The 21,448-nt window shown below is 49.5% G+C and carries 21 protein-coding genes; 9 read left to right on the top strand and 12 right to left on the bottom strand.

Annotated features, from left to right (window positions below):
- Positions 1-88: 88 nt before the first annotated feature.
- From ACYVIC_RS09445 to ACYVIC_RS09425, 5 genes are all read left to right on the top strand, one after another.
- Positions 89-373 carry a hypothetical protein gene (locus ACYVIC_RS09445; protein WP_460859354.1) on the top strand — a complete coding sequence of 95 codons (285 nt, stop codon included), beginning with the start codon at positions 89-91 and terminating at the stop codon, positions 371-373.
- Positions 374-651: 278 nt separating this feature from the next.
- Positions 652-1,626 carry a tRNA dihydrouridine synthase DusB gene (gene dusB, locus ACYVIC_RS09440; protein WP_460859721.1) on the top strand — a complete coding sequence of 325 codons (975 nt, stop codon included), beginning with the start codon at positions 652-654 and terminating at the stop codon, positions 1,624-1,626.
- A 17-nt stretch (positions 1,627-1,643) separates the two neighbouring features.
- Positions 1,644-1,934, top strand: coding sequence for a DNA-binding transcriptional regulator Fis (gene fis, locus ACYVIC_RS09435; RefSeq protein ID WP_445766004.1), 291 nt, complete (start codon positions 1,644-1,646; stop codon positions 1,932-1,934).
- Positions 1,935-2,299: 365 nt separating this feature from the next.
- A complete protein-coding gene (gene purH / locus ACYVIC_RS09430) occupies positions 2,300-3,886 on the top strand; it encodes a bifunctional phosphoribosylaminoimidazolecarboxamide formyltransferase/IMP cyclohydrolase (RefSeq protein ID WP_460859353.1) in 1,587 nt (528 codons plus the stop codon).
- A gap of 185 nt (positions 3,887-4,071) precedes the next feature.
- Positions 4,072-4,770, top strand: a complete 699-nt coding sequence (locus tag ACYVIC_RS09425) for a hypothetical protein (RefSeq protein ID WP_460859350.1) — start codon at positions 4,072-4,074, stop codon at positions 4,768-4,770.
- Positions 4,771-4,949: 179 nt separating this feature from the next.
- On the opposite strand, the gene ACYVIC_RS09420 is transcribed toward ACYVIC_RS09425, so the two are convergent.
- From ACYVIC_RS09420 to ACYVIC_RS09400, 5 genes are all read right to left on the bottom strand, one after another.
- Positions 4,950-5,432: a SixA phosphatase family protein gene (locus ACYVIC_RS09420; RefSeq protein ID WP_460859349.1), complete on the bottom strand. Its 483-nt coding sequence runs from the start codon at positions 5,430-5,432 to the stop codon at positions 4,950-4,952.
- Between the two features lie 66 nt (positions 5,433-5,498).
- Positions 5,499-6,041, bottom strand: coding sequence for a DUF4124 domain-containing protein (locus ACYVIC_RS09415; RefSeq protein ID WP_460859348.1), 543 nt, complete (start codon positions 6,039-6,041; stop codon positions 5,499-5,501).
- Between the two features lie 151 nt (positions 6,042-6,192).
- Positions 6,193-7,044 carry a pectate lyase gene (locus ACYVIC_RS09410; RefSeq protein ID WP_460859346.1) on the bottom strand — a complete coding sequence of 284 codons (852 nt, stop codon included), beginning with the start codon at positions 7,042-7,044 and terminating at the stop codon, positions 6,193-6,195.
- 379 nt (positions 7,045-7,423) lie between these two features.
- Positions 7,424-8,392 (bottom strand): GGDEF domain-containing protein, encoded by a 969-nt coding sequence (locus ACYVIC_RS09405; protein WP_460859344.1) that lies wholly within the window; start codon positions 8,390-8,392, stop codon positions 7,424-7,426.
- 273 nt (positions 8,393-8,665) lie between these two features.
- Positions 8,666-9,955, bottom strand: coding sequence for a hypothetical protein (locus ACYVIC_RS09400; protein ID WP_460859342.1), 1,290 nt, complete (start codon positions 9,953-9,955; stop codon positions 8,666-8,668).
- Positions 9,956-10,268: 313 nt separating this feature from the next.
- Between ACYVIC_RS09400 and ACYVIC_RS09395 the strand changes: the two genes are divergently transcribed.
- A complete protein-coding gene (locus tag ACYVIC_RS09395; protein WP_460859341.1) occupies positions 10,269-10,424 on the top strand; it encodes a hypothetical protein in 156 nt (51 codons plus the stop codon).
- 202 nt (positions 10,425-10,626) lie between these two features.
- Here the strand turns inward: ACYVIC_RS09395 and ACYVIC_RS09390 are convergent, their stop codons facing one another.
- From ACYVIC_RS09390 to ACYVIC_RS09380, 3 genes are all read right to left on the bottom strand, one after another.
- Entirely contained in the window at positions 10,627-11,007 is a 381-nt protein-coding gene (locus ACYVIC_RS09390; RefSeq protein WP_460859339.1) for a DP-EP family protein, read from the bottom strand.
- A gap of 11 nt (positions 11,008-11,018) precedes the next feature.
- Entirely contained in the window at positions 11,019-14,279 is a 3,261-nt protein-coding gene (locus ACYVIC_RS09385) for an nSTAND1 domain-containing NTPase (protein ID WP_460859337.1), read from the bottom strand.
- 64 nt (positions 14,280-14,343) lie between these two features.
- Positions 14,344-14,982, bottom strand: coding sequence for a hypothetical protein (locus ACYVIC_RS09380; protein WP_460859334.1), 639 nt, complete (start codon positions 14,980-14,982; stop codon positions 14,344-14,346).
- Between the two features lie 207 nt (positions 14,983-15,189).
- Here ACYVIC_RS09380 and ACYVIC_RS09375 point away from each other — a divergent pair, with 207 nt between their 5' ends.
- On the top strand, positions 15,190-15,930 hold the full coding sequence (locus tag ACYVIC_RS09375; protein ID WP_460859332.1) for a ferredoxin--NADP reductase: 741 nt from the start codon (positions 15,190-15,192) through the stop codon (positions 15,928-15,930).
- 93 nt (positions 15,931-16,023) lie between these two features.
- Positions 16,024-17,286, top strand: coding sequence for a mechanosensitive ion channel family protein (locus ACYVIC_RS09370; protein ID WP_460859331.1), 1,263 nt, complete (start codon positions 16,024-16,026; stop codon positions 17,284-17,286).
- Here the strand turns inward: ACYVIC_RS09370 and ACYVIC_RS09365 are convergent.
- Both ACYVIC_RS09365 and ACYVIC_RS09360 read right to left on the bottom strand, forming a co-directional pair.
- Positions 17,266-18,084 carry a complement resistance protein TraT gene (locus tag ACYVIC_RS09365; RefSeq protein WP_460859329.1) on the bottom strand — a complete coding sequence of 273 codons (819 nt, stop codon included), beginning with the start codon at positions 18,082-18,084 and terminating at the stop codon, positions 17,266-17,268. The two genes, ACYVIC_RS09370 and ACYVIC_RS09365, sit on opposite strands and share 21 nt — an antisense overlap.
- Entirely contained in the window at positions 18,085-18,816 is a 732-nt protein-coding gene (locus ACYVIC_RS09360; RefSeq protein ID WP_460859327.1) for a complement resistance protein TraT, read from the bottom strand.
- A gap of 252 nt (positions 18,817-19,068) precedes the next feature.
- Between ACYVIC_RS09360 and suhB the strand changes: the two genes are divergently transcribed.
- Complete coding sequence (gene suhB, locus ACYVIC_RS09355) at positions 19,069-19,872, top strand: inositol-1-monophosphatase (protein WP_460859325.1); 804 nt, start codon at positions 19,069-19,071, stop codon at positions 19,870-19,872.
- A 172-nt stretch (positions 19,873-20,044) separates the two neighbouring features.
- On the opposite strand, the gene ACYVIC_RS09350 is transcribed toward suhB, so the two are convergent.
- Both ACYVIC_RS09350 and secF read right to left on the bottom strand, forming a co-directional pair.
- A complete protein-coding gene (locus ACYVIC_RS09350; RefSeq protein WP_460859323.1) occupies positions 20,045-20,416 on the bottom strand; it encodes a rhodanese-like domain-containing protein in 372 nt (123 codons plus the stop codon).
- 80 nt (positions 20,417-20,496) lie between these two features.
- Positions 20,497-21,444, bottom strand: coding sequence for a protein translocase subunit SecF (gene secF, locus ACYVIC_RS09345; protein WP_460859322.1), 948 nt, complete (start codon positions 21,442-21,444; stop codon positions 20,497-20,499).
- Positions 21,445-21,448: the final 4 nt, after the last annotated feature.

The following is a 21,448-nucleotide window of genomic DNA, read 5'->3' as shown; positions in this document are numbered from 1 at the left end:
TTTACAATATGGCAAAAATGCGGTTGCAATTACACACAGTAAAAGGTAATTTTCATTTGTGCATATTTTAACCACAGGAGCCAAACTCATGTATAAGCAAGTACTACTCGCCGCGTTGCTTGCGGCGTTAACACAAGGATGCGCAGGTTCAAGCTCTGCGGCAAAACAAGCCGATGGCGCACAAACTGCGTCAACAAATTCAACAGAAAAATCCGAGCTAATTTGTCAAAACACCCGCAGCACCGGCAGCATGCTGAAAAACAAGCGTTGCCGCACTAAGGAACAAATCGAAGCTGAACGCGAAGAAGCCCGCAACACCATGAACAGCATACACTCATCCGTTGCAGGTACCAGCGCTATAGAGCGGAAATAAGCTTATTCTCTGATTTTTTTTTATTACTTTGGGGCCTTACCGTGTATGCTGTAAGGCCTTTTTATTATGGTCATAAATTAACCTTCCACCTATTTATCTTTTCTGATTATGCCGCTTACGCGTTATCTTTGCTTTACAAAACACCATTTTTCAGCCGTTTAGCGAATGTCAAGACCGCAAAGCCGCCTAAATTTGCATTTTTGTTTAAATAATAACCTTTGCAATGGCTACAAAAATCCGTAAACTTAGCGCCCCTTACGGGTAGAGCCTTGGATTACGTGGTGCGCATAGGTCCATATCAATTAGCGAACAAAGTAATTTGCGCTCCGATGGCTGGGGTGACAGATCACACTTTTCGTGAGCTTTGCCGGCGTTTTGGTGCAGCTTTAGCTGTATCAGAGATGCTGTCGAGCAACCCTTTGGTATGGCAAAGCGAAAAATCACAAAATCGTATGGGCCACCGGCAGGAATCCGGTATTCGCTCGGTACAAATTGCCGGTGCGGATCCGCAGCAAATGGCCGAAGCCGCCCAGTACAATGTGGACATTGGTGCCGATATTATCGACATCAATATGGGTTGCCCGGCAAAAAAAGTGAACAAAAAACTGGCGGGTTCTGCGTTATTGCAGTTTCCTGAGCTGGTAGAACAAATTGTTCGTGCTGTAGTCGATGCAGTTAAGGTACCGGTGACCTTAAAAATACGCACCGGCTGGGATCCCGAGCACAGAAACGGTATTCAGATCGCCCGTATTGCGCAAGACAATGGCATACAGGCGCTGGCAGTACATGGCAGGACTCGTGCCTGCATGTACAAAGGTGAAGCGGAATATGACACCATCCGCGCCATTAAACACAGTGTGTCTATCCCGGTTATTGCCAATGGTGATATTACCGGGCCGGAAAAAGCGCACCATGTGCTGAATTACACCGGTGCTGACGCCATTATGATTGGCCGTGCAGCACAGGGGCGGCCGTGGATTTTCCGTGAAGTGGCGCATTATCTGGCCACTGGCGACAAACTGGCGCCCCCCGGCATTGCCGAGGTACGTCAGATCATGCTGGAACACGTGCAGGGTTTACACCAGCTATATGGTGAGCATGCCGGTTCCCGTATTGCCCGCAAACATGTGGGCTGGTATTTAGCCGAGCACGATACGCTCGGGCAGTTTCGTAGTGAGTTCAATGGTATCGAGCTAGCCCAGCAGCAGCTTGATGCATTAAATGACTATTTTCATCAACTAGCAGCAACCTAACGTAAAAGAGAAAAGCAATGTTTAATTCGAACGTTACTTCGCCATTTATTACTAACGCTAACGTACAGTCGCAGGAAAAGCCGCAAGCTTTAAGCACCGCAGCCCAGAAAGCAGTCGCTAATTACCTGCAGCAATTAAACGGCCAGGATGTAGACGACCTGTATGAACTGGTGTTATCTGAATTAGAGCGCCCGTTACTGGAAGAGGTGATGAAATATACCCGCGGTAACCAAACCCGCGCCGCCAACCTGATGGGTATCAACCGCGGTACGCTGCGTAAGAAATTAAAACAGTACGGCATGAGCTAATGCCAACGCGGGGTTCGCCCCGCTGCTAAGCACCTTCGGGTGCTTTTTTATTGGCTGCAACTGAGGAATTTTACGCATTAATTCCGCATTAACACCGGTACTCAGGTAGCCAAGCGTCATTTGAGAGAATAACTGTACGACAGAGGCTAGCTTGCTCTAAGCTAACCGTTGCAGGCCAGGATACCTGACAAATGTGTCTGGAACACATTTGAACATCGTAGATGGCCCGCAGGGTGAACTGTAGGAAGCAGTTCATAATCGAGCCCCCAGGGATGGGTTCACGGCGTGTTGGCGTGAGCAAACCAGCCTCTGTTCACTATGCTGAAAATGTAACCGATTTCTGCAAGCTAAATGAGAGTCCAAGCATGACGACATTAAGACCCATCCGCCGCGCACTGCTAAGTGTGTCCGACAAAACCGGTATCGTAGAATTTGCCCGCGCACTTGAAGCGGCCAAGGTTGATATCCTCTCTACTGGTGGTACGGCAAAACTGCTGGCCGAGCAAGGCATTAAGGTAACTGAAGTCTCTGACTATACCGGTCACCCGGAAATTATGGACGGCCGGGTTAAAACCCTGCACCCGAAAATTCACGGTGGCATTTTAGCCCGCCGCGGCATCGACGAAGCGGTAATGGCTGATAACAACATCGGCCCTATCGACTTAGTGGTGGTTAACCTGTATCCGTTTGCCAGCACCGTCGCCAAAGCCGGCTGTACGCTGGAAGATGCGATAGAAAATATCGACATTGGCGGCCCGACCATGGTGCGCGCCGCGGCGAAAAACCATAAAGACGTGACTATAGTGGTTAATGCCAAAGATTACGCCAGCGTGCTGGCTGACATGCAGGCCAACGGCGGCGCCACTACCCATGCTACCCGTTTTAGCTTAGCGATCAGCGCTTTTGAGCACACCGCACAGTACGATGGCATGATAGCCAACTACTTTGGCGCTATGTTGCCTGCGTACGATACGCCAACTGAGCCGGCGTCTAAGTTCCCACGCACTTTTAACAGCCAGTTTGTTAAGAAACAAGACTTACGCTACGGCGAAAACAGCCACCAAAGCGCAGCGTTTTATGTGCAGGACGGCGCCACTGAAGCCTCTGTTTCTACCGCGAAGCAGTTACAGGGCAAGGCATTGTCGTACAACAATATTGCCGACACCGATGCGGCGCTGGAATGCGTCAAAGAATTCGATGAACCAGCCTGTGTTATTGTTAAACACGCTAACCCTTGCGGCGTAGCTATTGGTGATTCCATCCTTGCGGCCTATAACCGTGCTTACCAAACCGACCCAACATCGGCCTTTGGCGGTATTATCGCCTTTAACCGCCCGTTAGATGAAACCACGGCGCAAGAAATTGTCAGCCGTCAGTTTGTTGAAGTGATTATTGCGCCGTCTGCTACCGACGCTGCAGTGGCCGTAGTTGGCACTAAGCCCAATGTGCGTTTACTGGTGTGTGGTGAATTTAGCCCGGCAGCGCCAGCGCTGGATATCAAACAGGTTAACGGCGGCATGTTGCTGCAAGATCGCGATCAGGCCAAAGTGTCTGCCAACGATTTAAAAGTGGTTACCAAGCGCCAGCCCACTGAGCAGGAGTTAAAAGACTTACTGTTCTGCTGGAAAGTGGCCAAGTTTGTTAAATCTAACGCCATCGTCTACGTGAAAGACAGCATGACCATTGGTGTTGGCGCAGGGCAAATGAGCCGCGTATACAGCGCTAAAATCGCTGGTATCAAGGCTGCCGACGAGAAGCTGGAAGTTAAGGGCTCAGTAATGGCCTCAGACGCCTTCTTCCCGTTTCGTGATGGTATCGACGCCGCTGCCGCGGCCGGTATTACCGCCGTGATCCAGCCAGGTGGCTCAATGCGTGATGCCGAAGTCATCGCCGCTGCCGACGAACACGGTATGGCAATGGTATTTACCGGCGTACGTCATTTCCGCCATTAAGTCTCTGCAGTAACAACAGAGAGCCGCATTGCGGCTTTCTGTTGTTAAAAGACTGATGACACCTGCTGCAATATCACACCAATACTTGCCTGCAATAACGCCTGTTTACAGTTACATCACTATTTATTACAACTTGCGCTATCACAACTCGTTAGGCTGCTGATAACAACTATCAGGAACCTAACATGAAACTACTATTACGCTCTACCAGCTTATTGTGTTGTCTGGCATTGATGACCGGTTGTGAAACGGACGATTCGTCCAACGATAACTACATTTATGATTTTAATTATGGTAGCCAGGGTTGGCAGGTTGCTTATTCAGATTACCCTGCCGACTATGAGCATATCGAAATATATGAACTGCAGCATGGTATCAGCCCCTTGCCACAGGGATTTAGCGGCCAGGGCCTAATGATCAGTGGCCACAACCGCAGTGATGATTTGTTTATGTTTATGAAACGCAAGATTAGCGGCCTGCAGCCATCAAGCCGATACAAAGCAACACTAAAACTCAACCTGTTATCTAACATTGGTATTGGCTGCATGGGAATTGGCGGCTCGCCGGGTGAATCTGTATATCTGAAATTTGGTTACGCCGATATTGAGCCTAAACAAGATGGTTATTACCTTAATGTTGATAAAGGCAATCAGGCGCAAAGCGGCAGCCAGGCAAAGGTTATCGGCAATCTTGCCACTGAGGGAGCCAATTGCGAGGCCACGCTTTACAAAAACAAAACCATCGAAACCAGCACCGCGCAAACGTTAGACTTTACCTCTGATGCCAACGGCAATATCTGGTTTTTTATTGGCACCGACTCCGGCTTTGAAGGCCTAACCACCCTGTACTACCGTTCGGTTGAAATCCAGCTTAAAGCCGGTTAAGTCATGCTATTGGCTGCATGCAGAAAATCGCCCGATGCTATTAACCGCAGCCCGACTGTACTGCGGTTATACACATAGTGCCGTACACGAAAAGATAGTCTGGCATAGCGGTGAACGTTAGCAATTTTGTTCACTGTGCCCAAAGCCACGGCTTATGGCAAGTTCAGGACGTCAAAGCATTACATAAAACGTGCTGGCACCGACCACTGCAGTTCAGCTTGTGTCACATTTTCATTAACGCTGATACAGCTAAGCGACGCTTTGCGAATATTCACCACAGCCATCTCAGTACCGAGCAAACGGCTAATCAGCAGTGAGAAATCCGGCTCGTGCCCCACCAGCAAGGTATGCTCAGCAAGTTCAGGTAATTGCCGGCTAAGTTCGGCCACGGCCACTGCGGTAGGCGTTTCCAGCGCCAGCCAGGCTTGCTCGCTGGCACCAGTAAAACCAGCCTCTTTACACACAATAGCCGCGGTTTGCATTGCCCTGGGGTATGGGCTGCTAAGCACCTGCTGTACACTGAGGTTTTGCCGCTGCATAAAAGCAGCAACACGACGGGCCTGTAACCGGCCTTTCTCTACCAGACAACGATCGATATCCAGCTGGTTAGGCCGGATAACGTCTGCTGTAGCGTGGCGTAAAAAATAGAGGATTTTAGTCATAGCGGACGCAGTTATAGCATGGCCGCAAGACAAATTTATGACAGTGGTAATTAATCAGCTGGCAGCTCAGAAGATAGAGCCAAAGCCACAGTTGTTAAGCCCTTTGTAATCAGCCAGACACTGATAATTACGTTTTTTATCGCCACTGCTACCGATACACTCGTGCATCGACACGCTTTTACTGGCCGCGCCTAAGGCGTCAATTTGCTGTTTCATTTTGTCTGCTGAAATAAAACCACCGCTGTGGTTTTGCTTAATTACACCAACGCCAACCTCATACTCTGACTTTGCCGTTTTTACTGCTTTTTCGCACTGGTAGCGCCATTCATCCTGCTGTTCACGCTTTATGTCGGCCGGTGTCTTGGGCCGCGCAATTTGCGACTGGGCGTCGTCGGCTTCATCAGCGTCGTAATCATCGTAGTCAGCCCTGGCTGCAGGCTTTTGTGCATCTACGTTAAAGCTGATATTTACTTCTTCGGCACGGGACGCAGCTTCAGGCGGCGGGCTGCTGCTAAAATGCACCTGGCCTTTATCATCTACCCAGCGGTAGATCTCTGTTGCTGCAGCAGGCAGAGTCAACAACGCCATAGCTAAAACTATTCTTAACAAAGTTCGCATCCTTATAAACAAGTTTTGCAGGAATATAGCATTAGCGCGGCGTGTTGAAAATGTATTTAATCCGGCATAGCAGACCAGGTTGCCCTGGTCGCTCCACGCCATTTTACACGGCCAATATAAAACGCCCCTGTATTGAGCTATTTTATAGCTTGGTCACGTTATTCTTGCTCACTTTACAACTTTGGGTTTGCCAAGCTTGCCCCAGCTTGGGCGCATCGCCAGAGTGCTTTTTCTTATCAATACCTTCGTACTCCTGGCAAATCTCCGGCGTCGACTTAACCGCTGAGCCACTGGGGGCCTGGTAGTTTTGCACTTTCAAATTGGTAATAGTAATGGTGTCGCGGATGTTGGAATTTAAGCCACGATACTTCGCGTTAACGCCGGCAATCGCATCAATTGGGCCATATACGTTCACATTTTTCATGGTAATGGTTCTCGGCCCGCTATTGTTGCTGCAGTTGCCACAGGTACGCACCACCTTACCTGCTTTGCCTGTTATTTTTCCGGGCACAGAGCCGCTGGCGGGTACAATATGAAAATTAGAATTCTCAATATTCACTTTCACATTTTTACCATTTACCTGAATAAATTTATCCGGCTTACCGCCGTAGCTTTTATCCTTACTCATGACATTTTTAAAGGTGCTGTTTTTAATGTTCAGCGTTACGCCGTCTTTCCGTGTGCTGATAGCATCTTCACATACTTCATCAAAAGTGACATTTTCAACATTACAAGTACCGGATTCGCACCAGATCCCCTTGCTGGCGCGGCCCTGAGCAAATTTTGCGTTTTTAATGCTGGCATTTTTCAAAATAATAACAGCAGACTGCCCGTCACCACTGCCTGAACACGCACCGCCGGTAATGTAGGTTCCGCCACAATCTACCGTTTCGTTACTAAAGGTAGCCCCAGCCTTACAGCGTGTATTCGCCTGCGCGGGTAAAAGCATACCCAACATCACAACCCCAAGCGCGAGTCTGTATAAAGTTTTCATATTTAATGTCCCCGTTAACTGATAGTTTGTTTTAACGCCAATGCAGTCACTAAAGGGTTCAGCGGCTGCCTAACAACCTTAAGGCAAGGTCTTAGTTGCCACAATTCCACATGCGGAAACTTATCGAGATATCAAAAATGTTCAAGTTGCATATCTTAAGCAATTGATTTAAAACTATATAACCAATGAAAGGATGGCCATATCATAAATTTATCAGTAAAAGCGGGCTGAAGCGGCTACCAACAGGAGAATCGCGCAGGCTCAGGTTTACAACGCCTTGTTTGTAAGCGCTGTCTAACCGTAGATGATGCAGTACTTGCTAAACAACATCCTTAATGCCCTGCCGCCCGGCATGTTCCCGGCGGCAAAGGCCCTGAATTTAATTAGACGTATTTATACAATCGCGGCCATCGGCTTTAGCGCGGTACAACGCCGTATCAGCAGCGCACAGCAACGCCGTGCTGGTGCGGTACTGGCCGTTGGTCTCGGTGGCGATACCCTGGCTTACCGATACACTAAGTGTTGCGGGTAAGCCAGCATCAGTAAATTGTAACTGGCGCACCGCCTGCTGCACATCGCGGGCTACTTTTAACGCGCTGATCTCGTTATGGTTTGGCAGTATCAGCGCAAACTCTTCACCGCCATACCGGGCGGCCATTTTGCCATCTACCGGCATCGCCTGCACTATGGCGCCAGCCACTTTACGCAAGCAGGCATCACCCTGAATATGGCCGTAACGGTCGTTAAACTGTTTAAAAAAGTCGATATCAATAATCACTACACTTAGCGGCCGGCGTGCGTCGGTGCACTGCTGCCATTGCTGCTGCAATTGTTCATCAAAGCCACGGCGGTTAGCCAGGCCGGTTAGTGCATCGGTAGACGCCTGCAACTTAAGCAGCTCACATTCCGCTTTGTAACGGGTTAAATCACGCATTACCAGCACCAGATGCGCCTCTGGCTCAGGTAAAAACGACACTGACAGCTCAATGTCTTTTATCTCGCCATCAGCACAGCGCAGCGCCATTTCACTGGGGCCAGCCTGTAAGGATAAAATGCGTTTTGCCACCATTTTTACCAGGCCGTCGTATTGTTGCTGGCAGCGGCTAACCAGAAAATCCGGCCAGTTGCGGCCAATCAGCGGCGCACCAACACAATTTAATAGCAGCGCTGCTTTGGCATTAGCGCATTCAATTACGCCATCCGGGCTAACCACCAGCACCGCTTCGGCCAGATACTGAATAAACCCCCCAACATCCAACCCGCTGTCCATGGCGGAATCATCATGCCAGCTGCTGTCATCATTTAATGCCAAAGGTACTAACCGGGCTTTGCGCTGTGAAGTTGTCATCAGGTTATCTCGCTTAAGTGACTTAACTGCTGCCAACTTTAGCGATTTATACGCGTGCGAACCTTTCGACAACCTTCTGATTTAATGCATTGATTTTATTAAATTAAATAACCAGCCAAAATGAGTAAACATCCATTTATATTCACCACGCCGATATCAGGATCAGAACAACATTACATAGTTTAAGCTTTGATATTAGGGCCCGATCTGCTGCGCAGCTAGCTAACCTGCAACGCAGCATTGTCAGTTTTTTCAACAATTTGGGTTCGTTGCCTAAGGCGTGTTAACGCAAATCTCTTTGTACCAAAGGTCTGGATAAGGGTGCGATACCTGTGCACCTATCGTAAATACGTTACCCTGCGCATCGGTAACTGAGCCCGTTCCTATTGGTACTTCACCTTTGGGTTCACCATTCCACATAAATCTGTCTGTACCATAGCTGGTGTTCTGGTAAACAAATGTCTGGCCGGAGAAACCAATGTCGTTACGGCCTTGATTATCGCCATAAAATGCACATTGTGGTGCCATTGCTGCGTCAGCTACAAAACTAAAGTTGTTAAAGGTCGCATAGTAGTTTGACGATTTAGTCGTACCCCACGTCAAAAACTGAAATACGTCACCGGCATTTACGCTAATAGCCTGCGCCGCACCGGACGCACTGCCCGCGGTAGAAAGATCATAATTAATGCCGTTTATAACGTAACGAATAACATCGCCGTATTGGCCTGGGGAGTTAACTACGATATTCCAATTAAAGTTAATGACCCCTTTTTGTGGCACCGTCAGCGACGCAGTTACCCCGCCCCCGCCGTAGCTCACTGAAGCGAACAAAGCGGACTCACTCATATCAGTTGCTGCAACGCCCGATAAATTCCAGTTTTCCGGTGCAAATGCCCCTGTAAAACCCAGAACCGTAGCCTCGTTATAGCTGCCACATTTATAGTGATAACGTATGGTGTTGCTGGTTGGTCGCTCCAGTCTCAAATAGCTGAGTACCTGGTTTGTCGGGCAGCTTACATGCTGTCGGTCCAGATAAACCGCATTACCGCCACCGTCTTCATCAGCAGGTGTAAAATAATCACTTACATTAGCCAGCTGTTTGTCACCACACTTATAGTGGTAGCGAATGGTATTGTTGGTTGGCCGCTGTAAATGCAAAGACTGCACCGCCTTGCCTTCACAGTTTACGGTATGGCGATCTAGAAAAATAACATTGCCGCCGCCATCGTCGTTGTTTGGCGTAAATACATCACTACTGGCTGTATTAGGCATTTGTGTGCAGCTGTACTCATAGGCAATTTGCGTAGCCGTGGGCCTGTACAGGCGCAAGGCGTTCAAGCCATCATTGTCACAATACACATGATGCCTGTCTAAGAAGAGCATATTGCCCTGGCCATCATCATTGGCCGGCGTGGTTAATTGATAACTTGCCGCAGTAGCAAACTGCGACACCGACGCAAGCAACGCCATGACAGAGACAAATAGCGCTTTTGGCTTTGTTGGCTTAAATTGGCTACCTGCTTGATAGTTAGATAGATTTGATGAAGTAATAGGTGCTTTCATTTTCTTTCCTTAATGTTGATAGGGCAAAGACACGGTAAACACCCACTTTTTAGATGGTTTATGTCCACCGCCACAAACTTTAGTCCCCACCCACAAAGGCAACCTTCCGCCAACCTTCTACTGCAAACCATTGTTTAAGTGCGATATAAAGATTTTGTAAGCTGAATATAATTAACCAATTTTCTACATATGACACAGGCTAAATCAGGGTTGGCTATTAGCCTCTCAGAGTCACAACAAAATTAACGCTTACCTGGCGTTGGCACTAATTACGCCCAGGCGGCCACAAGCTTATCGGGGCTTATTTAGCGCGATGGATAAAACACAACCTGGTGATATTCGCCATGCAGTAAAAAGTGACATGGCGCTGGGAAATCAACGCATCAAGCAAGAAGTGGCCACTCTAGCCGGGCGGCGGCAACACCCTGAAAAACGCGGCAGGCCAACAGCATGGCGAAAACCCGCCTGACTACGCCTAATTTCACTCTAACAATAAATATTAATTAAATCAATTATTTAGATGGTTATTTCGTATTTAGCGCGCAGCGGCAAGCTGTTAGTAACTTGTGATAATGCAGGATGTGCTGAAAAGCGTAACAAATAGCGTTTAAAAGGTTTTTGCAGTTAAAAAAGCCCCTTGCGGGGCTTGATAAACCATTGAAAAACTATAATCAGCCGCCACCAGGCTCATTAATGACTTCCGGGTCCGGGCTTAACACCAGCAGCGTATTGGCGGTATTACTCAGTACAAACTGGAACTTGGTAGTACCGGCACTGCGATCCGTATCCAGCATTTGCAAGAACTGGCCATCACTGCTGACAGTAACCGCATCAATAATGCCGTCGAACGGGGTAATAAAGCCGACGCCGGTAAATTTTAAGCCTTTGCCGGTATTATCAATAAGCTGATAGGTAATGGTGCCGGCTTCAGTCACAGTAACATCACCGTTGGGTAAAGGTTGACCAGATGTAGTTTGGTAACTAAATACCGGTTCGCCGTTTTCCAGGTGAACTACCACCTGAATTAAGCTGGCGGCTTGGGTTAAAGGCATAATGTGTTTCCTTATGGTTGTGGGTTAAAACTAAAATTAACGATGCCATTTTGCTGCAGTAGCGCAACCAGCTCAGGCGAGTGATGTAATTGGCCCAAACAGTCTAATGCTTTGGCATAGGGTACGGTATAACGCGGGTTTTTATTATTAATGACAATAGCCGATAACTTAGCCTGTACCTGGCTGCACAGGTCAATTACTGGCTGCCGCTGGCCAGCAATTTGCAGTGCCTTGGCCTGCAGCAGCTGGCTTTCAACTACACCGGCGATATAGGCATTATTCTGCGGAAACTGTTGCATCAGTTCATTATAAGAATTAAACGCTTTGTCAGCATAACTTCTGCTGAGTTGAAATTCGGCATTCTGCGCTAAATGCTCTGCTGCAGTTAGCCAATGTCTGGCGTTATTTTCTTTTTGATGATTGTCTGACAAAAATGCCTTATCAGCTTGCATTGTGCGCAAAAAATCCGCAACACCGAGCTGTATTTGTTCAGTAGTTATCTCAGTTGAAAACTTAAACTCTTGATAGTAATGGTAATGCTTTCGTCGATGCCAAGCTGCGTTGTCTGGATCCTGCGCTAATGCCTTTGACAATGCACTAAAGCCAAGTACTGCTGTAGATTTTGCTTCAGCTATCTTATGTTGCAAACCAAATAAATCAGCCAAAAATTGATAACTGCTGGCAAGTCTGTGCAATAAATATGGCTCTTGGGCAATATCAGCCCCCTCTAGATCAGTTTGCAATTGTTTGTGGGCTGATATTGCCGAAAAAACATCGCCACCGGCCTCTGCTGCACTGGCCAGCCATGACCTAGCATTCGCTATATCAGCCAAAAAGCGCCGGTTTTCAGGCTCTTTTGCCTGAGCCATTAGCTTTAGCCGTAGCGACTCTTCAAAATTCTGTCGCGCTTTATCAAACTGCTGCTGTTTCATTGCCAGTGAGCCTAGTGAATTGGTGGCGTAGGACAGCTCCATAATGGCGTCGAGGTTGTCTGGTGCCAGTTCATACATGCGCTCGCTGTAGTGGTAATAGCGCTCAAACTCGGGCTGGGTGGCCTGCCAGTCGCTGGCGTCGTACTGTATTTGCCCCAACCAAAAGGCATTAGCGCCGAGGGTTTTTAGCAGTTCTAAATTATCCGGCTGCTGCGCCAGTACAGCCTCTAGCTGCACACGGGCGGCTTGTAATGCGGCTACCGCTTCGTCGGTTTTGCCACGCGAATAGGCCACCTCGCCCATGGCTTCTAATGTTTGGCCGTGTTGCAGGCGCGCTTCAATGCTTAAACTGCTGTCATCGGCAGAGTAATCGGTAAAGTATTCCAGCGCTTTATTAGAGATACCGTCGAGTAAATCCATGCGGCCGATGCTGCGCAGCTTGTCGGCAAACTCGCCCACCATAAAACCAAGCAGGTTTTCTGCCGCCAGGCGTTTTTGCTGCGCTTGTTGCTCGGCGTTAAAACTGCGGATACCCATGGTAACAGCGGTCACCGTAAGCAAACACAAGATGGCAAAGGTGCCACGGCGGGTCCAGCGTTTTAGCCGGGCTTTGGCATTAGATGCGTGAATAAATTCGCTTTCCTCACTATCGAGCTGAAACAGCCGGTTTTGCTGTAGCAGCAGCGCTTCTTGCAGCGGTTTGCCCTCGGCCAGCAAATAAGCGCTGTTTTGCTGCTCAGCCCTCCAGCGCTGGCTTAAATGCAGCAGCCGGCTTTTTACGCTTAAGCTGTCGTGATGCTCGCTGATCCAGGCGGTAGCGCGCGGCCAACGCCGCAGCAGCGCTTCGTGGGCAATACTAAAGCAGGGCTCGCCGTGTTGCAGATGCGACACAAACAAGCGCTGCTCAACCATGGTATTAACCAGCGCGCGCTCGGCGTCGGTGTGCAATTGCGCTAAACGGGCACTGCGGCTGGTAATACTTTGCTCGTCTTCACGTAGCGTTACCAACAGCGACAATACGTTGGGCAAGCAATCCTGCTCGGCTTTGCTTAAGCCCGCAATTGCCTGCTCGGCGTTTTTGCCAATGGCGCCTTCGATACCGCCCAGGGCGTTATACACTGAAAACAACAGTGTATTGTCATCGCTGCGCTGCAGGTACAACTGTTGCAGCGTGTACTGCAGCATCGGCAGGGCGTCGGGGTTGCTGGCGGCTTCCTGCACTAACACTTCATCCAGTGCCAGCGCCGTAGCCGGATCGCTGTCAAAGCTTAGCCCGGCAGCCAATGCCGGCAGGCGCACCATTTGCAGCAAATCGGCCCGGCCCGGGGCGGCTAAGTCAAAATGGGCGCCTTTAGCCTTACCGGCCATTAAGCTTGGGTAGGCGACTAAATCAGGGTAAAACTCGTTACGACAGGCGCTTAACACCAGCACAGCGCCACTGGTTGCCAGCTGCTCAAGCAGGGTAACAAACTGGCTGCGCTGCGGCTCGCTGAACAGCGGCGAAGACAATAACACCTCTAAGCGGTCAACAAACAGCGCAAAACGACGCGTCTGCTGACGATTATTGGCCAGTTGCTTAGCGCAGTGTTGCAACACTTGCTGCGGTTGCTGCTGTAGTTTGTCTGCCAGGCTGGCGGCGCTGTCGCCGGCAAATACCGGCGCATCGTTTAACTCCCAGTCTAATAAGGTACTGGCCAGGCTGTTATATAATTGGCCGGCACTGACATCGGCTAAATCCAGGCTGGTAAAAGATACCACCTCTATACCGTTAAAACCGCCGCCTTGCATCAGGTTAGGCATAACCCCGGCGTTAATTAACGACGACTTACCACTGCCACTGGGGCCAAGCAGTAAGCAAAAATCACGGCCGAATTTAATTTGCTGCGCAATGCGGCTAAGTAGCGTATCTATTTGCGCACCGCGGCCAAAAAACACGCTGGCATAGCGTGCATCATAGGCCTGCAAGCCAGGAAACGGCGAGCCCTGCTGCCAGCTTTGCTGCTGTACGCTTTGCTCTTGTCCCAGCGGAAAGCGCACCTCGGCAATAGTGCGGTAACCGCGCTTACGTATGGTTTCAATATAGGTTGGCTGAGTTGCGCTATCGCCCAGTGCTTTGCGCAGCTGGGTTAGCGTTTTGTGCAGCGGGTTGTCGCCGGTATCAATGCCAGGCCAGCACTGCGCCACAATGTCATCGCTGCTAAGCACCTCACCGGCATGGCGGCACAACAGTACCAGCACATCCATGGCTTTGGGTTCCAGCTGCTGTTGCTGTTTGCCGCGGCGCAAGGTGTTGGCGCCAGGGTCTACCTGCCAGTCGGCAAAGAAAAAGGTATCACGCATACAAAGGCTTAAACTGAGTACATAGCGCTACCATATCATGGGTTGCAGCTTTAGTTTAGCCCGTTTATACCATGTTAGGCGCCAGCTGTGGCTTTTTACGCGAATGCCGCGCCAGCACCAGCAAACCGACAGCAAATAGCGCCAGCGGCCAGGGTTCTGGAATTTGTGCGGTATCGCCATTGGCGCTGGTAGAATAGGTTAGGTTGTCAAAACCCATAAAAGGCGATTGTTGCTGATAAATAACGCCAGGTAAGTAACTGCCATCGGTGGTGGCAATACCAAAAAATGAGCCATTGGGTTGCATGCCACTAAGCAGGCCATTTAACCCCAACTGGGCGTTACTGCTGTAATGCGGGTTAACATAGTCAATACCAAAGGCGGTAATAGCAAAACTAAAATTAAACTGGCCGCTGCCCTCGGTCCAAATCCAATTATTGCCGGGGCTTAAAAATGGATTAGCACTGCCATAGTAATTACACCCAAAGCTGTTGACACAGCCATAGCCTGACATTGTCCAGTTATAACCGGTACGGTTAATGTCATACGAAGTGGCCAGGGTAATTTCATTGAACTCATCAAGCACAAAATCGTTGATATAGCTTTGAAATAACGCCCGGTCGGTGAAGGTGATAATGCCAGCGTGGGTGGCAAAACTACTAAACCAGGATAAAACAACAAACAAGGCTATGACAGACTGCTTCATCACACTATTCCCTCAACTACATTCCTGCCTTGGGAATGCAAAATTCACGCCTTTGAATTTTATTGTTTATATTTAAATAGTTAAACACTGTTGCGCTTGCTGCCGCTGAAAATATGTAAACTTTTCTGACAGGCGATATTCAGCCCCCCTTGTACAACGCGCTGACTTTGCTAGGCTTTGGCTAAACAAATACACAGGAACACTAGCATGGCACAATGGCTTAGCGGCACCGTTACCGATAACCATCACTGGCACGCCAATTTATTCAGCTTAAAGGTTAAAACAGCGCCCTTTGTCTTTACCGCCGGTCAGTTTGTCCGGCTGGCGTTAACTACAGCTGATGGCCGGGTGCAGCGGGCTTATTCGCTGGTAAATAGCCCGGGTAGTCAGGAACAGGAGTTTTTAATCAGCACCGTTGAGCAAGGCAAGCTGTCACCACTGCTGCAACAATTAAAAATGGGCGACAGTATTGAGCTAAGCCAGCCAGCATCGGGCTTTTTTGTGCTGGACGAAGTGCCGGCCGGTGACAACCTTTGGCTGATTGCCAGCGGCACCGGCATTGGCCCCTATATTTCAATGCTGGGCACGCACCAGTTGTATCAACGTTTTGCGCATATAGTACTGGTACATAGCGTGCGCACCCTTGGCGATTTAGTGTACCAGGAGCTTATTAGCCACTGGCAACACCAGTACCCGGGGCAGCTACACTACCAGAGCATCGTTACCCGCGAAGCACACAGCGGCGCCCTCAGCAAGCGCCTGCCAGAGCTGATACACAGCGGCGAGCTACAGAGCGTTTGCCGGCAAAGCCTGAACCCGCGCTCACAGGTAATGCTGTGCGGCAACCCCGACATGATTAAAGACACTAAAACCACACTGGAAAGTATGGGGTTAAAGAAAAACCTGCGCCGCGACCCGGGCAATATTACAGTTGAGCAGTATTGGTAACCGTAAAAGCCGGGCTGTGGCGGTTTTCGACGACATTAAGCCGCTATCAGGGTAAGCTATGCCACGCTACACCACTGATTACGGAGGACAAGTGTGGAAGACCTAATACAACCGGTACAGGCTGCGTTACAGCAACACCCGGATATGGCGCTGGCATTCTGGCTTAGCGCGCTTTTACTGCTTAGCTGGCTGGGTAATTTTGTTGTTAAACGCATTTTAATTGCCGGTATCTTCAAAGCGCTGCGCGCAACCCCCATTAACGAGCACCACGTAGTACAAAAGTTTACCTTTGTGTCACGGCTGGCAAATGTGGTACCCGCGCTGATTATCTCAACCGGTATAGTGCATATTGCCGGCATGCCGCCCGCCTTTACTGCCGTTACAGTGAATGTCTGTAACGCTTTTGTGATCCTGAGCGTCGCACTGGCGCTAAGCAGCCTGCTGGATCTGGTCAATTCAATCTATGAAAAGCGCCCCGACGCACGGATTAAGCCCATTAAAGGTTATATACAGGTAGTTAAAATTGCCATCTATGCTGTGGCGTTGATCTTGATTATTGCTGCACTGTTCGACCGCTCCCCGCTCATTTTGCTCTCTGGCCTGGGTGCGATGGCGGCGGTGCTGATGCTGATTTTTCAGGATACGCTGTTGTCGCTGGTAGCCAGCGTACAACTATCGTCTAACGATGTACTGCGGGTGGGCGACTGGGTAGAGATGCCGCAGCTGAACGCCGATGGCGACGTAATTGATATCGCCCTGCACACGGTGAAAATTCAGAATTGGGATAAAACCATTACCACCATTCCTACCCGGCGCTTTATGACCGACCCGTTTAAAAACTGGCGCGGCATGCAGGAGTCGGGCGGGCGGCGCATTAAACGCAGCTTGCTGCTGGACCAACAAAGTGTACACTTTTTAGATACTGAGCAAAAACAGCGGCTAAGCCGGTTTAAACTGCTAAAAGATTATCTGGTCAGCCGCCAGGCCGAAATAGACGACTGGAATGACAAACTGGCCGATGCTGGTAAAGAGCCGGTTAACACCCGTCGTATTACTAATATTGGTACTTTTCGGGCTTATGTAGAGCGCTATTTGCAAAGCCACCCTGGTATTCATCAGGACATGACACTGATGGCGCGGCAACTACCGCCCACCGCCGATGGCTTGCCGCTGGAGTTGTATTGTTTTACCAATACCACTGCCTGGGCAAAATACGAGGGCATTCAGTCTGATATTTTTGACCATTTGCTGGCGATATTACCGGAGTTTGGTTTAAGGGTGTATCAACACCCTAGCGGTATGGATGTGCGGGCGCTTAGCAGCTTAAGCAGCCGGTTAGAAAATACCCGCCAGTGAGCGCAGCAAGCCCTGATGCAGGGGTTGTTCTGCATCTTGCCAGGTAAGGTTAGCTTTGTTAGCAAAGCTAACCACCTTTAGCTGATACTTACGCATATCGGTGTCACGCTGCCACAGCTGTTGCATAGCACCACTATCGCCTTGTAACAATTGATGCTCGCTGAACTCCTGCACTTTTTGTTCGCTGTCAGGCGCAATGCGCTCGGCAATCTGAATGTCGGTTAACATGGTGTAGTACTTATCCTGCACCAGTTGATTACCAATGTATTCAGCACCGGCAAAGGCAGCCAGCACTAACAGTGCGCGGGCAACATCTTTACCATCCAGATCGGTAGCAATACTGGTATCAACAAATACCGCCGCGTTACGGTTGTAACGCTCGGTGCGTTGCTCTGGCGTTTCTGCCGGTGGTGGTGGTGCCATGCCGGGTTGCAGCAGTGCATGAACTTCGTGCTCGGTCATGCCGTATTCGTGCATTAACACTTTGCCTGGCTGCTCTTTTATCACGGTACGCACGTTTACCTGCAGCCAGTATTGCGCGCCCAGTGGCGACGATGTCAGGCTATAGCCGCGGCTTTGCATAAACTGGCGCAAATCCTCCGCCAACGGTAGCTGATACTCGGCGGTGGTATTGCGAATATCAAGAAAAATAGTGCGCTGCTCTGGCTCTACCGGGTCCAGATATACCGTTTGGCTCATGCGGGTTTGCACATCCAGATTACGCTTAGCCACCGAGGTGTGTACCGCGGTACAACTGCTTAGCACGAAAACAGCACAGCAAAGCCACAGACTGCGCATTTAGAACAACCCGGCCAAAGCCCGCACCATACCTTGCGTAAGCTCTGGTTCTGCCTGCGGCCATTTTAAATTAGCCTGATTAGCAAAACTAACCACCCGTGTTTGATACTTACGCATGTCGGTATTGCGCTGATAACTTGAGGTAGTGCTGCCACTGTCGCCCTGTAGCAGCTGATGCTCAGATTGTTCACGTACAGTACCGGCAAAACGCTCCATAATCTGAATATCGGTAATCACGCTGTAGTATACGTCTTCAACCATGGCATCTACCACAGTGCCCACTACTGCACCACCGACTGCCGCACCGATAGCAGCACCGCCTGAACTACCGCCGGTAGCCCGGTGCAGTGCATAACCGGTTACGGCGCCACCGGCGATACCCGGGCCGGCAGCCAAAGCGCCAGTGGTAGCACGGGCATTGCTGCGCCCTACCTGTAATACATTGGCTTGTAGCCAATAAGTTGCCCGCGACGGACTATCAATAACCTGATAACCGCGTGCTTGCAGGCTTTGAATCACCTGCGGTTTTAAATCAAACTCTGGCTTATCGGACGTATTACGAATATCGACAAACACGGTGCGTTGTTCAGGTTCTACCGGGTCAAGGAAAATAGAACTGCTCATCTTGGTTTGCACATCCAGATTGCGTTTAGCCACGGCGGTATGCATGGCGCCACAGCCGGATAAACTCAGCGAAGTAATAACAAATGCCGATATCAGCAGGGTTTTCATGATGTATGATCCTTAATTGCAGGTAAGCTGGCTTAAATTAGGTGTTTTTTGCTGAACAGACTGTGAATATTGCCGCCAATTTTATAGCAAAAACTATAGCCTGCTGCTGATATTTTGTAAGCAAACATAAACTCTGGCTGCCATTTTGCTATGCACGCCGGTTTTACCTTTACTTTTGCCCCGCAGCAGCTACAATGTGCGCCGCTCTTTTGACCAAAATTTACACAGCTCTTTTCAAATAAGGTAATTACTATGCATCCGATGTTAAACATCGCGGTTCGCGCTGCCCGTAGCGCGGGTAACGTGATCGCTCGTGCCTGTGGCCAGTTAGATATGGTTCAGAAAACACAAAAAGGCACTAACGACTTTGTCACTAACGTTGATAAAGAAGCCGAACAAGCCATTGTTCAGGTGTTGAAAAAGTCGTTCCCAACACACGGTATCGTTGGCGAAGAGCATGGTGATTACGGCAACAGCGACAGCGAGTTTCAATGGATTATTGACCCGCTGGACGGCACCACTAACTTTATCAAAGGCATTCCGCATTTTGCGGTGTCTATCGCATTAAAACACCAGGGTAAACTTGACCAGGCAGTGATCTTTGACCCACTGCGCGGCGAAATATTTACTGCCTCACGCGGCCGCGGCGCCCAGTTAAACGGCACCCGTATCCGGGTAACTAACCTGGCTGATATGCAGGGCACTATTTTAGCCACTGGCTTTCCGTTTAAAAACAAAACCCATTTAACCGCCCATGCGGCTATGGTAACCGGCTTGCTGGCTGATGCAGCCGATATGCGCCGTACCGGCTCTGCCGCGCTGGATTTAGCCTATGTTGCCGCTGGCCGTTTTGATGGTTTCTTTGAAATTGGTTTAAAACCGTGGGACATTGCTGCCGGTGAGCTGATTGTGCGTGAAGCCGGTGGTTTGGTGTCTGACTTTGTTGGTGGCAGCAACCAGATGCGCAGCGGTAACATCGTTGCGGCCAGCCCGAAAGTACTGGCGGCAATGTTAAAAGGTATTCGGCCACACCTGACTGAAGCGTTGTCACGTTAACTGGATCTGATTCAGGTCCGCATAGTCTGCAACACCCGCTGTGCTCGCCACAGCAACTCGCAAGCCATCCCTGGCTTGCTCAGACACTCTGTGGCTGCGCATCGGGGTTCCAGACTATAGCAACAGCAGCAGGCGTGCAGTCTCACGCCATCTCTGCTGCACAAGACACAATTTACTTCGGTACGTCCACCGGCAGTTTGCGCTCGCACCACTCGCGATAGCCACCGATTAAACTAAACACATTTTGATACCCCATCTGCTGCAATGTTTGCGCAGACAGTGCAGAGCGATAACCTCCGCCGCAATACAGCACTATTTTTTGCTTTTTATCCGCCACAGTCTGCTCAATATCACGCTCAATAATACCCTTGCCCAAATGCATTGCCTCGGGTAAATGGCCGACAGCCCACTCATGATCTTCACGGATATCCAGCAGCACATAAGGTTGGTTGTGCTGTAAAAGTTCGGTAATACCAATTTCTTTAATCTGCGTTTTTGCCTGCTCTACCAACGCAATAAAACCCGGCGCATGCTGTTTGCTCATAGTTAGTGCCTCTTCTGTTTACGCAAGCTAAAAAAAATGCCAGTCAGTGACTGGCATTTTTAGCATCTTTAACCGCGCAATTACAGCAAGGCGTCGGTATTTTCGCCTTCTTTTTCTATTGGCGGTGGTGGCAACATATCTTCGCGGCTGATGCCAAGAATTTCAGCACAAGCACTGGCAACATACACCGAAGAGTAAGTACCAATGGCAACACCAAATAACAGTGCCGTGGCAAAACCATGTATTAACGCGCCGCCCATATAAAACAACACCACTAATACCAGCACTGTGGTTAAGGAGGTAATGACCGTACGGTTTAACGTAGCAGTAATGGCATCGTTAATGGTGTCATCAACACTGGTATCACGCAACTTACGAAAGCTCTCGCGAATACGGTCGAACACCACTATGGTATCGTTTATCGAGTAGCCTATAAGCGCCAGTATTGCCGCTAGCACTGTAAGGTCAAATTCCAGCTGTAACAGCGAAAACAAGCCCATAGTTAAGGTAACGTCATGAAACAACGCCGCTACAGCACCCACCGATAAGCGCCATTCAAAGCGCATGGTGACATAAAGTAAAATGCCAATCAGCGCCACCAGCATTGCCAGGCCACCGTCTTCTTTTAACTCTTCACCAACACTTGGGCCGACAAACTCGATACGACGCATAGTAACTGGCTCAGCCTGCGCTGCATTTAACGCCTTTATCACGTTATCGCCCAGCGTAGACTGGTCGATGTCAGTGCGCAGTGGCACCCGGATAAGCACGTCACGGCTGGTACCAAACAACTGAACTACTGCATCACCATAGCCTGCGGCGGTAAGCGTCTGTCGTACTGCCGGTAAGTCTGCCGGTTGGGCAAAACCCACTTCGATAACAGTACCACCGGTAAAATCTAAACCCCAGTTAATACCTTTAGTAGCAAAAGATACGAAGGATCCGATAATCAACAAGGTGGACAGCACAATTGCAGGCCACTTTAACCGCATAAAATTCAGCGGTTGGGTAAACGAAAATACTTGCATGCTG

This window comes from Rheinheimera gaetbuli (assembly GCF_054781935.1).
The sequence above is the reverse complement of the archived record's forward strand: the minus strand, read 5'-3'. Positions and strand labels throughout refer to the sequence as shown.

What these genes read in the sequence shown, in the direction of transcription:
- ACYVIC_RS09445 (WP_460859354.1), top strand. Translation starts at nt 89, where the DNA reads ATGTATAAGCAAGTACTACTCGCCGCGTTGCTTGCGGCGTTAACACAA.
- fis (WP_445766004.1), top strand. Translation starts at nt 1,644, where the DNA reads ATGTTTAATTCGAACGTTACTTCGCCATTTATTACTAACGCTAACGTA.
- purH (WP_460859353.1), top strand. Translation starts at nt 2,300, where the DNA reads ATGACGACATTAAGACCCATCCGCCGCGCACTGCTAAGTGTGTCCGAC.
- ACYVIC_RS09425 (WP_460859350.1), top strand. Translation starts at nt 4,072, where the DNA reads ATGAAACTACTATTACGCTCTACCAGCTTATTGTGTTGTCTGGCATTG.
- ACYVIC_RS09420 (WP_460859349.1), bottom strand. Translation starts at nt 5,432, where the DNA reads ATGACTAAAATCCTCTATTTTTTACGCCACGCTACAGCAGACGTTATC.
- ACYVIC_RS09410 (WP_460859346.1), bottom strand. Translation starts at nt 7,044, where the DNA reads ATGAAAACTTTATACAGACTCGCGCTTGGGGTTGTGATGTTGGGTATG.
- ACYVIC_RS09405 (WP_460859344.1), bottom strand. Translation starts at nt 8,392, where the DNA reads ATGACAACTTCACAGCGCAAAGCCCGGTTAGTACCTTTGGCATTAAAT.
- ACYVIC_RS09400 (WP_460859342.1), bottom strand. Translation starts at nt 9,955, where the DNA reads ATGAAAGCACCTATTACTTCATCAAATCTATCTAACTATCAAGCAGGT.
- ACYVIC_RS09395 (WP_460859341.1), top strand. Translation starts at nt 10,269, where the DNA reads ATGGATAAAACACAACCTGGTGATATTCGCCATGCAGTAAAAAGTGAC.
- ACYVIC_RS09390 (WP_460859339.1), bottom strand. Translation starts at nt 11,007, where the DNA reads ATGCCTTTAACCCAAGCCGCCAGCTTAATTCAGGTGGTAGTTCACCTG.
- ACYVIC_RS09385 (WP_460859337.1), bottom strand. Translation starts at nt 14,279, where the DNA reads ATGCGTGATACCTTTTTCTTTGCCGACTGGCAGGTAGACCCTGGCGCC.
- ACYVIC_RS09380 (WP_460859334.1), bottom strand. Translation starts at nt 14,982, where the DNA reads ATGAAGCAGTCTGTCATAGCCTTGTTTGTTGTTTTATCCTGGTTTAGT.
- ACYVIC_RS09375 (WP_460859332.1), top strand. Translation starts at nt 15,190, where the DNA reads ATGGCACAATGGCTTAGCGGCACCGTTACCGATAACCATCACTGGCAC.
- ACYVIC_RS09365 (WP_460859329.1), bottom strand. Translation starts at nt 18,084, where the DNA reads ATGCGCAGTCTGTGGCTTTGCTGTGCTGTTTTCGTGCTAAGCAGTTGT.
- ACYVIC_RS09360 (WP_460859327.1), bottom strand. Translation starts at nt 18,816, where the DNA reads ATGAAAACCCTGCTGATATCGGCATTTGTTATTACTTCGCTGAGTTTA.
- suhB (WP_460859325.1), top strand. Translation starts at nt 19,069, where the DNA reads ATGCATCCGATGTTAAACATCGCGGTTCGCGCTGCCCGTAGCGCGGGT.
- ACYVIC_RS09350 (WP_460859323.1), bottom strand. Translation starts at nt 20,416, where the DNA reads ATGAGCAAACAGCATGCGCCGGGTTTTATTGCGTTGGTAGAGCAGGCA.
- secF (WP_460859322.1), bottom strand. Translation starts at nt 21,444, where the DNA reads ATGCAAGTATTTTCGTTTACCCAACCGCTGAATTTTATGCGGTTAAAG.